The sequence below is a fragment of the Salinisphaera sp. RV14 genome (assembly GCF_052044135.1).
Classification (GTDB): Bacteria; Pseudomonadota; Gammaproteobacteria; order Nevskiales; family Salinisphaeraceae; genus Salinisphaera.
Window position 1 is genome coordinate 298,178 of sequence record NZ_JBQDYF010000001.1, and the last position, 11,886, is coordinate 310,063.

The window sequence follows — 11,886 nt, forward strand, 5'->3', positions numbered from 1 at the left end:
TTAGAGCCTGCGGTCGTTTCATACGAGACCGTGTCGCTATCCTGGACAGAGCAAGGCCCCGAACGACGACGGCCAACTCGGAATCGCCCGTGCTCCAGTCGGTCGGATTAGCCGCAGGCGTCATCCGACAGAACGCAGCCCGGTGGCCAATGGGCGCGCCGATTGTCGGGTCGTCGGGCGCTATCGGTGGACGCATGGCGTGCCGCACGCGCCATCACCGGCCCCGGTCTACATCGGCTCGCGCCGCGGCTGTTGCTGCGTGATGCAATGCACGCCGCCGCCGCGGGCGAATATCGCGCGGGCGTCCACGCCCACGACACGCCGGCCCGGGTAGAGCTCGGCCAGAATCGCGGCCGCCTCGGCATCCGCCGGGTCGTTGAAGGTGGGCACGATCACGGCGCCGTTGATCGGCAGATGATTGATGTAGCTGTAATCGACGAAACCATGCGCATCGCACAGCGTTTCCGGCGCCGGCAGGCGGGCGATTCGCCAGCCCTTGCCGTCGGCCGTCGTGGCCCAGGCGAGTACGTCCATCGCCTGGCGGCAAATGGCATGATCCGGATGCGAGGCGTCGCGCTGGTCGTGCACGACCACGCAGTCCGGCGAGACGAGCGCTGCGACGATATCCACATGCCCGAAGGTGCCGAACTGTTCGGCATCGCGATGCAGGCCGCGCGGCAGCCAGATCGGGTTGTCGGCCCCCAGCGTGCGCGCCATTTCAGCTTCCACCCGGGCCCGCGAGATGCCCGGGTTGCGGCGCGGATCGCGCTGGACGCTATCGGTGAGCAGTACCGTGCCGGCCCCATCCACGGCGATGCCGCCGCCTTCGTTGACCAGCCGCGAGTCGATGCGACGCGCGCCGGCGAGTTCGGCGATGGCCGCCGCCACCCGGTCGTCCTTGCCCCAGTGCGCCCAATCGCGTTCGCCCCAGCCATTGAAGCGCCAGTTCACCGCACCCAGCGCGCCGTCGTCGTCGAGCACGAAGCTCGGCCCGATGTCGCGCAGCCAGGCATCGTCCAGCGGCATCGTGACACGTTCGATCGCGGCCGATACATAACGCGGTGCGACTGTTTCATCGGCCGGGTCCACCAGCAGGGTGACGGGCTGGAATTCGGCGATGGCGTGGGCCACTGTGCACCAGGCGCGACGGGCCTCGTCCAGCGCCTCGGCGCTTTCGCCCGCCGTGGGCCCGGCCGGCGGGAAGCCCATCCACACCCGTTCCTGGGCCACGGTTTCGGCCGGCATGCGCCAGCCGGTCATCACATCGCTCATTTGAGATGGCTCTGGTCGGCGCCGCCCAGCGGCCGGTCAGGGTCGACCGGCGCCGTGAGCGCGCCATAAGTATCCGGCCGCCGCGTGGCCAGAAACGGGAATAACGTCAGCCAGTCGCGGCGTTGGTCCAGATCCAGATCGGCGACCAGAATCGCCTCGGCATCGCGCGGTGCGGCCGCCAGCACCCGGCCGTACGGATCGGAGATGAACGAGCTGCCGTAGAAGGTGATGCGGCCTTCATTCCCGATGCGGTTGGGCGCGATCATGAACGTGCCGGAGGCGATGCCGTTGCCCACGATCACGTGGCGCCACAGCGGCTGGGTGTCGAAATCCGGGAAATCCGGCTCCGAACCGATCGCCGAGGGGTAGGCCAGAATCTCGGCGCCGCCAAGCGAGTACGCCCGCGCGACTTCCGGGAACCACTCATCCCAGCAGGTCGGCAGGCCGATGGCCGCATCGCCGAGTGCCGCGTGGCGATACACCGGGTACGGATTGTCCGCCGGGCCTTCGCGGAAGTAGGTGTTCTCGAAATAGCCTTCGGTGAGCGGAATATGCAGCTTGTGGGTGGCGCCAATCAGCTCGCCCTCGGGCGAGACCAGAATCGCCGTGTTCAGCCCCAGTCCATCGGCGCCGTCGTCGCGCTGGTAGAGCGAGGCATGCACGGCGATGCCGTAGCGCCTGGCCGCCGCGCGGGCGAAAGCCATCGTCGGCCCGGTCTCCAGGTCCTCCGCGCCGTCGGCGGCGGTGCCGGTCGCGCGTTGATCGGCCGGGTAGCGCAGCAGCGTGATTTCGGGCAGGAAAACCGCCTTCGCGCCGGCCTCGGCCGCGCGGCCGATGGCTTCGTCCAGATGCTGGATCAGCGCCTCGCGGTCGGGCTGCCAGGCGTGCTGAATGAGCGCCACGCGCAGCGGCGCGCGATGCGACGGTTCCGCCCGGGCCAGTGAGGCGGGCGGGTTGTTGTTTTCGATCAGTTGCATGGATTGCTCCCGGCGGGCGGGCCGCCGAATTGCTGAATCAGGGCACGGCGCAGCAGGCCGCGCGCCTCCTCGGTGGCAAGACGGCCGGTCAGCCAACGCTGGGACAAGCCATCCACCAGCGCGGTGGCGATCACGGCCTGGGCTTCGGCGGCTTCGCGATCGCATGGCGCGCCCTCGGGCGCGGTTTGCTCCAGTTCGTCGGCGATGCGCTGTTGCCAGTCGGCCGTGGTGGCGCGCAGGGGCGCGGCCAGGGTGTCGTCGAACACGGCCGAGGCGTTGATCTCGTGCCAGGCGGCGGCGTGGTCGCGTACGTCCGGCTCGTCCGCGATTTCGTCGACGAGATTGTCGATGAGCGCATCGCGCCCACTCACGCTCGCCTGGTTACGCCCGGCCGCGGCGGTGTCGTTCACATGAGCCAGCGTGGCCGCCAGCAGGCCGTCGCGATCGGCGAAATGATAATAGAGCAGGCCGGACGACACGCCCGCCTCGCGGCCCACATCCGCCATGCGCAGCCCGCGCACACCGCGCCGCGCCACGCAGCGCACGGCGGCCGCCACGATGCGGGTGCGGGTTTCGTCGCTGTCGTTCTTGCGGGCCATGACTCGTCGAATCTGCGGTTGCTCGAGCCGAGAGCGGCTCACTTACAGACTCGATTATTATCCTGACTGAATATTCAGTCAAATTATTTTCGAGGCTATCATTCGACCCGGGTGATCGGTGTAGGATGAAGCCAATCATTCAGGCTGCGGCTTTTGTGCGCAGCGCCCAACGGGATTTATTGATGGCCAGGAACACAATCGCCGATGTGCTTGCCGACCTGCTCATCCAGGCTGGCGTACAGAATGTCTGGGGCTTGCCGGGCGATTCGCTCAACGGCTTCACCGAAGCGCTGCGCCAGCGCGAGGCGATCCGCTGGATCGGTGTACGCCACGAGGAAGTCGCGGCCCTCGCCGCCGCCGGCGAGGGCGATGCCCACGGCGGGCTGGCGGTGTGCGCCGGCTCCTGCGGGCCGGGCAACCTGCATCTCATCAACGGCCTGTTCGAAGCCCAGCGCGCCCATGTGCCGATGCTCGCCATCGCCGCCCAGATCCCGTCCTCCGAAATCGGGCTCGGTTACTTCCAGGAGACCCACCCGCAGAATCTTTTCCGCGAATGCAGCGACTACTGCGAACTGGTCTCCAACCCGGCCCAGATACCGCAGGTGCTGGAAGCGGCGATGAACAGCGCGATCGTGAATCGCTCCGTATCGGTGATCGTGCTGCCGGGCGACGTGGCCTTGTCCGAGGCGCCCCCGCATTCCCTGCGCTGGCAGCCGCCCGTGCGCCCGACCGTGGTGCCCCCGGTCGAGGCGCTGGACGTGCTGGCCGGGCATATCAACGACGCGACCAAGATCACCATCCTCGGCGGCTATGGCTGCGAGGGTTATCACGACGAGGTGCTGGCGCTGGCCGAACGCCTCAAGGCGCCGATCGTGCATGCGCTGCGCGGCAAGCAATCGCTGGAATACGATAACCCCTATGACGTCGGCATGACCGGGCTGATCGGGTTCTCCTCCGGCTACCACGCCATGCGCGAATGCGATCTGCTCATCATGCTGGGCACGAACTTCCCGTATCGCGAGTTCTTTCCCGAACACGGCAATATCGTGCAGATCGATATCCGCGGCGTGCACCTCGGCCGGCGCTCGCCGCTTACCATGGGCCTGGTCGGCGATATCGGCTCCACGCTCGCCGCGCTCATCCCCAAGCTCGAGGAAAACAGCAGCACCAAATTCCTCGACGCCTGCCAGTCGCACTACAAGAAAGCCCGCGAGAATCTCGACGACCTGGCCACCCCGCGCGAGCGCGACGCACCGCTACACCCGCAATACCTCACCGCCCGTGTCTCCGCACTCGCGCACGACGATGCCGTATTCACCGCCGACGTCGGCACACCCACCGCCTGGGCTGCCCGCTATATCCGCATGACCCGCGAACGCCGACTCACCGGCAGCTTCATGCACGGCTCCATGGCCGTCGCCGTACCCGCCGCCCTCGGCTGGCAGGTCGCCTACCCGGAACGCCAGGTCGTGGCCCTGGCCGGCGACGGCGGCGTCACCATGCTCATGGGCGATCTGATCACGCTCGCGGCCGAAAAACTGCCGGTGAAAGTCATCGTCTACAACAACGAAACGCTCGGCTTCGTCGCCATGGAGATGAAAGCGGCCGGTTATGTCGATTCCACCACCGATATTCCGCGGGTGGACTTCGCCAAGCTCGCCGAATCGCTCGGCATCCGCGGCATCCAGGTCACCGCCTCCGCTGATCTCGACGAAGCGCTCAAGCAGGCCTTCGAGCACGACGGCCCGGTGGTGGTCGACGTGCGTACCGCCAAGCAGGAACTGTCCATGCCGCCGAAGATCGAGGCCAAGCAGGCACGCGGCTTTTCGCTCTACATGCTGCGGGCGGTGATGAGCGGGCGCGGGGATGAAGTCGTGGATCTGGGCAAGACGAACTGGTGGGGGCGGTAGCCTGAGGTTATGGTGAACGGGCGACCGGTCTTACGTCCGCCTGTTGCGCGGCGTTGGGCCGTGTACGACATATCGGCATATAATTTATGGCATGACACCGTTGAACACGACTGAATCCATCGAACGGGAAATGCTCCGTCTCGGCCCCGAGGCGCGTGCACGGCTCGTGCATTCGCTTGTCAAGAGCTTGGGCAATCTTTCGGCAGCGGAGCTCGAGAGGTTGTGGCTCGACGAAGCCGAGCGGCGTGACACCGAGCTGGACTCAGGTTCAGTAGCGGCTGTACCCGGCGACGAGGCAATTGCCCGGATTCGAAGCCGACACGGCTTATAGGCGCCAGCTGTTTTACTGCGTCAGCGTCAGCGACCGCTACAAAAACACGTTCAACAGGCCGCTACAGTTGGCTTTTCCAAGCGCTGTCCCGCTTCCGCCTCCCTCCGCAGCCCTCTTGGTTCGAGCGATTACCAAGCTTTACCGATAAAGCGGTGGAGCTCGCGAGCGCGACCAGGGCGGCTGCGCCGCCGCTTGGTGCGCCTCGTCTGGCTTACAAAACCAAGCTTTCACAATGGGATAGCCCGCGGTCAACCCGCCGAATCCGCATTTGGCTTCACGAGCCAACTAAATCGCGATAACGTCGATCCATGCCAAGGCGAGGGGGCGCCGATGGAAACTCGACTGCATCTCAAGCCCGGCCAGAACGGAACCAAGCAATGGGTCCAGAAGTACGGCGAGCGGCTGGTTTGTGTGCGATACCGCTACGACAGCGATACCGGGCAACGCCACAAAACCGTCGAACTGATCGAGGAAACGGTGCCGTGGCGGCCGGCGAATAGCCGCGAACAGCATCTAATGCAGCGGGCGGCCGACGAGCCCGTCCTCCTGAAAATCGAATACGAGGAGCGCGAACTCCGCGAGCAAGTAAGACGAGCCGGTGGCCGCTGGCAACCGGCCGAGCGCGCCTGGGTTGTGGCTTACGGCGTGGCCGCCGGCCTCAATCTGCTGGAGCGAATCGTTGGAGATATATAGATATGGATGGCGGTATATATAGTATTAGATATATTTCGCCCACTTGGCGTTATACATCTATGGAGAATCAAGCATGACCTTCCCGGTCGAAGAGATCTACCGAACAGAGGGTGTTCCGGAATACACGTTTGTCCGACCGCCGAACTTCAACGAATTGCTCGTCGATCTTAGGAATCCGGGTAAGCCCATGGTGGTCGAGGGCCAATCGGGCACAGGGAAGACAACAACCGTCCGAAAGATAATCGAGCGTTTGCTTCCGGCCCGAAATTTTGCATATCTATCCGCGAGAAAGGCGGCTGATGTTGCAAAGATCATTCAGTTGGCGCAGCAAGGCGGTCCTGGTGCGTTTGTCATCGATGATTTTCATCGGCTGGCGAATGACATCCAAGAACAGCTCGGAAACATAGTAAAGATTGCAGCAGAAGAGAATGACCCGGCAACTCATCCGAAGGTTGTGCTTATAGGCATCAATAGGGTTGGTAGTGAACTGATTCACTTTGTCCCGGACGTCGCAAAGAGGATCGGAATACACCGAATCCAACCCTCCGATGAGGCAGGAACTCTCCAGCTAATTGAAAGAGGCGAAGAGAAGCTACACATAGAGATCGAGGGGAAGCAGGAGATCTTCGGAGAATCGCGTGGTGACTACTGGGTTACGCAGCTCCTTTGCCAAATGATCTGCTTGTTGGAAGACGTCACCGAATCAGCCAACGAAAAGAAGACGGTTCATTTCGATGTGTCGGTTATCAGAGAAAGAGTCCGCGATAGGCTGCACCACACATACAACGAGGCTGTCACGGAGTTTTGCCGAGGCAAGCGATTCCGGTCATCAAACGATCCGTACTTTAAGTTGCTGCGGGAGGTGTCCCGTCAAGAAAGTTCTATTGTAGATTTGCAAATGCTTGCAAACTCCGCACCAGAAGTAAAAGGGAGCATAAACAACGTTAAGGAGAAGCGGCTTTCCGTCCTGTTGGATTCCAAGCCAATTTGCGGACGCTATTTTTACTACAACTCTGACACAAAGAACTTTGCAATCGAAGATCCCGCGCTGTTCTATTACTTGAAGCATCTGGATTGGGAAGCCCTGCGCCAAGAGTGCGGATTCAAGCACACTGACAAGGATTATGAATTCGACTTCTCGCTGTCCTTTGCAGGAGAGAACCGAGAACTTACGAAGCAGATATCCTCGCAACTTGAAGTCATGGATTGCTCAGTATTCTTTGATGAGTTGTTCGAAAATAATTATTTGGGCAAGGCATGGACCAAGACTTTTGAGGATATTTTTAGACAGCGATCAAGATTGGTCGTTTGTGTTTTAGATAAAGCCCATCGCGAAAAAATTTGGCCGACCTTTGAACGAGAGTGTTTTTCCCCGCGAGTGGCCGATGAGGCTGTTATTCCAATTTATTTGGATGACACCGCATTCCCCGGAATTTCTCAGGACATCGTAGGCATAAAATTCACAAGGGATCCTGACAAGCCGCTCGAAGATCAAGTAACCGACGACATAGTGTTTCGCCTGTTGGCCCGGCTGGACGATGTATAACAAATCGCTGCATGTACAATCGCAGGGGGTCAGGTCTTGCATTTTGCGCAAAACGCAAGACCTGACCCTATTGGTGTTCAGACCTGACCCTATTGGTGTTCGCGCGACGCCCGCGTTTTGGCCGATAGCTCATTGATCGTTCGACCGGGCCCGCCGCAGGACAGCCCTGCACGGCCTGCGCTGGTCTGCGGGTTTGTCGAGTCTGATCACGCGTCGCTGCGTACCCAGACCCGCATTTCGCCTTCGCCGCGGTTGGCCCAGGCGAAGTAGGGCACGAACACGGCTTGGTGCGGGTGCCATTGCGCGGGTCGGTCGTAGCGATAAAGGGAAGCGTCGGGCGCGGCGGTTTTCTCGCGCCGGGTATCGGCGGTCAGCAGGGTCATGCCGCGCAGGATGTCTTCGCCAGGTTTGGTCTCGATGTCGGCGTTACAGGGCAGCAGGAGTCGATGCAGGCCAGGGCCGTTGTCGGCCTGTTCGAGACAATAAACCAGCGGGCCGCGCTGGAGGGCGACCTGGCCGGCATCGTGGCGTACAGCCGGGTTCGGATGGACGCGTCGGGCCGGCATGTCGAGGGCGAGTTCGATGGTGTCGCCGGCCCGCCAGTCGCGAGCCAGTGCGACGTAGCCGTTGCCGTCCGGTGTTGCTGTCTGTGTTTCGCCGTTGACACGGATCTCGAAGCCGGCTGCCCAGGCCGGGATTCGCAGGGCCACGGTCGCCGACGTCGTCGAGTCGATCACGATCGAGACGCGGCCATCCCAGGGCAGTTCGGATTGCTGGCGCAGACGCAGTTCGGTGCCGCCGAGCAGCAGGGTGTATTCGCCGCCGATGTAGAGATGGATATAGACCGTGTCGTCCTGCACTGTGTGGACGTATTCGTCGATCGAAGACAATAGACGGGCGATGTTGGGCGGGCAGCAGGCACAGGTGAACCAGCGCTGTCGTACGGGTTTGACGTGGCGGTACTTCGGATCGGCGGCGATCGCCTCGGGCACCACCTCGATCGGATTGACGTAGAAGAAGTGCTGGCCGTCCAGCGCGATGCCGGCCAGCACGTTGTTGTACAGGGAGCGCTCCATGGCGTCGGCGTATTCGCGGTCGGGCGCGGTGAGCAGCATCTGGCGGGCGAAGAAGATCAGGCCGATCGCGGCACAGGTCTCGGCGTAGACCGTGTCGTTGGGGAGGTCGTAATCGACCGTGAAGGCTTCTTCGTGCGCCTGGGCGCCGATACCGCCGGTGACGTACATCTGGCGGGACGCCATGCTCTGCCAGAGGCGCTCGCAGGCGGCCTGCAGGGCCGGATCGTCGCTGCGACGTGCGAGATGCGCCATGCCGGTCGGGGAAATAGGGGACAGACCACGTTTATCTGATAGATCAGAAACCCTCGCCGTGCCGGTATTGTTCGCCTGAGACGATGATTTGCAAAACCTTTCGCAAACTCTGAAGGGGGATGGGCCGTGGTCCGGCAGGAGGTCCTGTCTAAGCATTGCCGGCTACCTCGAAGACGATATACCGCGCGTTGTCATACATCGCCTGTCGATCCGAGCCGCACCGGATCAACGCGTTCTATAGCTGGCGTCAGTCGCCGAAGCGATTCTGTAATCGGCGTCGGTTCGGACTGACGCGCCCGGCGTCGAGTGGGCGCTCGGTGTTGGGCTGTATTCTGCCCGTGTTGCCGTCGAGCCGATAGCTTCCACGCGAGCGGTATTCGTGGCCATAGTGTCGGCCGGAGCCGGCGCCTCGGCGGCGCTCGCGACGGCGATAACGACGATATTTGCCGCGGTCATGCTGGCGCGGCTGGATGGCGTGGGGATGGCTCGCCTGGCGTTCCGGCACGTAAATGCTGCCGTTCATCGAGCCGTTCGGGCCGGAGGAAATAAAGGGGTCAGACACGAATGGCGCTACGAATGGCGCTAAGTTAAGAGGTGGATTCAAGTCCCAACCGCACCGGAGAATGGAGGCCGGCATGAGATATTGTTCCGTGCGGGCGCAGCAAGACCGGATCTGACGCCGATCGCATGTGCGCGATGCGTGACAATGTCGCCGTTCGCCCGTTGGATACTGCGCAAGACTAGCTGTTCGAATCCATTGGTAATGCGCAAATGCCGGCTGTCTGACTGAGGCCTTCACCGGCACTGCTCGGGACCCTCTCTGGATTGGAAAACACTCGGACGTGGTGTGGTGGAAATCGAAGCGACCGGTTCGGCGACCGGGAAACCGAGAGAGATCGACCGGCTCGTCGGGGACGATGGCGCTATTCCGCCGCTACACGAAGAGCAAGCGTCGCAAAAAGCCAACCGATCTCGGCTGGCCATGGGGGCTGTCCGGCAGCACGCCCCATCGACAGGTCTTGCCGTCAGGGGGCGGGCAGGTGTGCGGCGGGCCCGCTGTTCCCGGACAGCGGGCTGGCATCGTTTTTCAGCCTCACGCCGGTCAGGCGTTTGTCGCGCGCGGCGGTGATCAGATAAAGCAGGTTGTGTGCGGCAGCGGCAATGCTGAGCCCGTCCGGGCGAACGTTGCTGATGCAGTTGCGTTCGGAGTCCATGCGGCCGTGTTTCGGCGCCCAGGTCAGGTAAATCCCCAAGCTGTCGGGTGAGCTGAGCCCGGGGCGCTCTCCGATCAGCATGACGAGGAGTTCGGCGTTGAGCGCTGCGCCGACCTGATCGCCCAGTGCGACGCGCGCCTGTTCGGCAATCACAACCGGAGCGATGTTCAGGCCTTGTTGCCGGAGTGTTGGCACCACCACAGCGAGCAGGTCGGCGGCGTGGTGTTCGACGGCCAGCGCGGATAGACCGTCGCCGACCACGAAGGCGACGTCGGCACGTGCGCCGACGGATGAGGTCCGGGTACTGTGCAGGGCTGTGCGGTCATTTTCATTCAGTTGCCGGCCAAGATCGGGGCGCTGAAGATAAACGGCGCGGTCCGTTGCCCGGCTGTGGACCCGGTGAAACGGCAGGCCCAGTTCGGCGATTCGGGCACAAAGTGCTTCGGCATGCAGTGGACGGTGCACGGCGTCGCGTGCGCGCGCATGCGCCAAGCGGAATTCCAGTACTGCATCGGTGGGCAGGCTGCCGCCGGCGTGCCCCAGAGCGATGCGCGCATCGGTGAACTGCTTTAGAAAAACCCAGGGGTCGCGCCGAGCGGTTATCGGTTGATTTGTCATGCCGTTGCTCATTCGCTGGCGGTCATCGGATGACTCAGCATGGGATGGGCCTGTGCGACGTGGCGAAGTCGTTGTGCGGGGTCGAATATCTCCATGGTATCGAGCCATTGCGCGAACTCGGGTGCCGGCGGCTTGTTCAGCAACTGGCGCAGGTAAAGCGCGTCCTGAAAGGTCGTGCTCTGGTAGTTGAGCATGATGTCGTCGGCACCTGGAATACCCATGATGTAAGTGCAGCCGGCGGTGCCGAGCAGGGTCAGCAGGCCGTCCATGTCGTCCTGGTCCGCCTCGGCGTGGTTGGTGTAGCAGACGTCACAGCCCATGGGCAGTCCGAGCAACTTGCCGCAGAAGTGGTCTTCCAGTCCGGCGCGGGTGATCTGCTTGCCGTCGTACAGGTACTCTGGCCCGATGAAGCCGACCACGGTGTTTACCAGCAGCGGCTCAAACTTGCGAGCCACGGCATAGGCTCGTGCTTCGCAGGTCTGCTGATCCACGTCGTGGTGCGCGTCGGCGGACAACGCACTGCCCTGGCCGGTCTCGAAGTACATGAGGTTGTCGCCCACCGTGCCGCGGTTGAGTGAGCGGCCGGCTTCCAGCGCTTCTTGCAGAATGCCGAGGGTGATGCCGAAGCCCGCGTTGGCGGCCTCGGTGCCGGCGATGGACTGGAACACCAGATCGATCGGCACGCCCTGCTCGATCGCCTGGATTTGCGTCGTGACATGGGTCAACACGCAGGATTGGGTGGGAATGGCGTAACGCTCGCGAATATCGTCGATCAATTGCAGCAACCGCGTCATCGTGGGCAGGTGGTCGCTGGCGGGGTTGATGCCGATGACCGCGTCACCACTGCCGTTGAGCAGGCCGTCGAGGGTGCTTGCCGCCACGCCGCGCGCATCGTCGGTCGGATGATTCGGCTGAAGACGGGTGGATAACCGCCCCGACAGCCCGATGGTATTGCGAAAGCGAGTGATCACCTCGCACTTGTTGGCGACCAGGATCAGATCCTGCAGCCCCATGATCTTGGAGACTGCGGCAACCATTTCCGGGGTCAGGCCCGGGGCCAATGCGCGCAGCGCCGGGGCGTCGACTTCGTAGGACAGCAGCCAGTTGCGAAACGCCCCGACCGTCAAGTGGCTGACCGGCGCGAAGGCCGCCGTGTCATGCTCGTCCATGATCAGTCGGGTGACTTCGTCTTTCTCGTAAGGGATCAGCGCCTCATTGAGAAAAGCCTTGAGCGGAACCTCGCTCAAGGCCAGTTGTGCGGCCACCCGCTCGACAGCCGATTCGGCCGCCAAACCTGACAGTATATCCCCGGAACGGGCCGGCGAGGCTTTCGCCATGAGGCAGCGAAGATCCTCGAAGCGATACGCGACCCCGTCGATCACATGTCTGTAAGCCATG

The 11,886-nt window shown here is 62.8% G+C and carries 11 protein-coding genes; 4 read left to right on the plus strand and 7 right to left on the minus strand.

Annotated elements, in window-relative coordinates; genetic code table 11:
• Positions 1–228: 228 nt before the first annotated feature.
• The 3 genes from ACS8Y6_RS01355 to ACS8Y6_RS01365 are packed head-to-tail and all read right to left on the minus strand — an operon-like array spanning position 229 to position 2,890.
• Positions 229–1,272, minus strand: a complete 1,044-nt coding sequence (locus ACS8Y6_RS01355) for an agmatine deiminase family protein (protein ID WP_440854845.1) — start codon at positions 1,270–1,272, stop codon at positions 229–231.
• The gene (locus tag ACS8Y6_RS01360; RefSeq protein ID WP_440854846.1) at positions 1,269–2,249 is read right to left on the minus strand and encodes a nitrilase-related carbon-nitrogen hydrolase; all 981 of its coding nucleotides are present in this window, start codon (positions 2,247–2,249) and stop codon (positions 1,269–1,271) included. The genes ACS8Y6_RS01355 and ACS8Y6_RS01360 overlap by 4 nt, the downstream gene beginning before the upstream one ends.
• On the minus strand, positions 2,240–2,890 hold the full coding sequence (locus tag ACS8Y6_RS01365) for a TetR/AcrR family transcriptional regulator (RefSeq protein WP_440851363.1): 651 nt from the start codon (positions 2,888–2,890) through the stop codon (positions 2,240–2,242). Before ACS8Y6_RS01365 ends, ACS8Y6_RS01360 begins: the two co-directional genes overlap by 10 nt.
• Before the next feature lie 140 nt (positions 2,891–3,030).
• Between ACS8Y6_RS01365 and poxB the strand changes: the two genes are divergently transcribed.
• From poxB to ACS8Y6_RS01385, 4 genes are all read left to right on the plus strand, one after another.
• The gene (poxB, locus tag ACS8Y6_RS01370; protein WP_440854847.1) at positions 3,031–4,758 is read left to right on the plus strand and encodes a ubiquinone-dependent pyruvate dehydrogenase; all 1,728 of its coding nucleotides are present in this window, start codon (positions 3,031–3,033) and stop codon (positions 4,756–4,758) included.
• A 130-nt stretch (positions 4,759–4,888) separates the two neighbouring features.
• Positions 4,889–5,089, plus strand: coding sequence for an addiction module protein (locus ACS8Y6_RS01375; protein WP_440854937.1), 201 nt, complete (start codon positions 4,889–4,891; stop codon positions 5,087–5,089).
• 330 nt (positions 5,090–5,419) lie between these two features.
• On the plus strand, positions 5,420–5,782 hold the full coding sequence (locus ACS8Y6_RS01380) for a hypothetical protein (protein WP_440854848.1): 363 nt from the start codon (positions 5,420–5,422) through the stop codon (positions 5,780–5,782).
• 73 nt (positions 5,783–5,855) lie between these two features.
• The gene (locus tag ACS8Y6_RS01385; RefSeq protein ID WP_440854849.1) at positions 5,856–7,328 is read left to right on the plus strand and encodes a TIR domain-containing protein; all 1,473 of its coding nucleotides are present in this window, start codon (positions 5,856–5,858) and stop codon (positions 7,326–7,328) included.
• A gap of 206 nt (positions 7,329–7,534) precedes the next feature.
• On the opposite strand, the gene ACS8Y6_RS01390 is transcribed toward ACS8Y6_RS01385, so the two are convergent.
• The 4 genes from ACS8Y6_RS01390 to ACS8Y6_RS01405 form a co-directional block, all read right to left on the minus strand.
• Positions 7,535–8,656 (minus strand): glycoside hydrolase family 127 protein, encoded by a 1,122-nt coding sequence (locus ACS8Y6_RS01390; protein ID WP_440854850.1) that lies wholly within the window; start codon positions 8,654–8,656, stop codon positions 7,535–7,537.
• A 247-nt stretch (positions 8,657–8,903) separates the two neighbouring features.
• Positions 8,904–9,218 (minus strand): hypothetical protein, encoded by a 315-nt coding sequence (locus ACS8Y6_RS01395; RefSeq protein WP_440854851.1) that lies wholly within the window; start codon positions 9,216–9,218, stop codon positions 8,904–8,906.
• 463 nt (positions 9,219–9,681) lie between these two features.
• Positions 9,682–10,500: an ethanolamine ammonia-lyase subunit EutC gene (gene eutC / locus ACS8Y6_RS01400; protein ID WP_440851369.1), complete on the minus strand. Its 819-nt coding sequence runs from the start codon at positions 10,498–10,500 to the stop codon at positions 9,682–9,684.
• Positions 10,497–11,885 (minus strand): ethanolamine ammonia-lyase subunit EutB, encoded by a 1,389-nt coding sequence (locus tag ACS8Y6_RS01405; protein ID WP_440851370.1) that lies wholly within the window; start codon positions 11,883–11,885, stop codon positions 10,497–10,499. Before ACS8Y6_RS01405 ends, eutC begins: the two co-directional genes overlap by 4 nt.
• Position 11,886 lies beyond the last annotated feature (1 nt).

Excerpts from the sequence above, each read along its gene's own strand:
- ACS8Y6_RS01355 (WP_440854845.1), bottom strand. The coding sequence starts at position 1,272 with ATGAGCGATGTGATGACCGGCTGGCGCATGCCGGCCGAAACCGTGGCC.
- ACS8Y6_RS01360 (WP_440854846.1), bottom strand. The coding sequence starts at position 2,249 with ATGCAACTGATCGAAAACAACAACCCGCCCGCCTCACTGGCCCGGGCG.
- poxB (WP_440854847.1), top strand. The coding sequence starts at position 3,031 with ATGGCCAGGAACACAATCGCCGATGTGCTTGCCGACCTGCTCATCCAG.
- ACS8Y6_RS01375 (WP_440854937.1), top strand. The coding sequence starts at position 4,889 with ATGCTCCGTCTCGGCCCCGAGGCGCGTGCACGGCTCGTGCATTCGCTT.
- ACS8Y6_RS01380 (WP_440854848.1), top strand. The coding sequence starts at position 5,420 with ATGGAAACTCGACTGCATCTCAAGCCCGGCCAGAACGGAACCAAGCAA.
- ACS8Y6_RS01385 (WP_440854849.1), top strand. The coding sequence starts at position 5,856 with ATGACCTTCCCGGTCGAAGAGATCTACCGAACAGAGGGTGTTCCGGAA.
- ACS8Y6_RS01390 (WP_440854850.1), bottom strand. The coding sequence starts at position 8,656 with ATGGCGCATCTCGCACGTCGCAGCGACGATCCGGCCCTGCAGGCCGCC.
- eutC (WP_440851369.1), bottom strand. The coding sequence starts at position 10,500 with ATGAGCAACGGCATGACAAATCAACCGATAACCGCTCGGCGCGACCCC.
- ACS8Y6_RS01405 (WP_440851370.1), bottom strand. The coding sequence starts at position 11,885 with ATGGCTTACAGACATGTGATCGACGGGGTCGCGTATCGCTTCGAGGAT.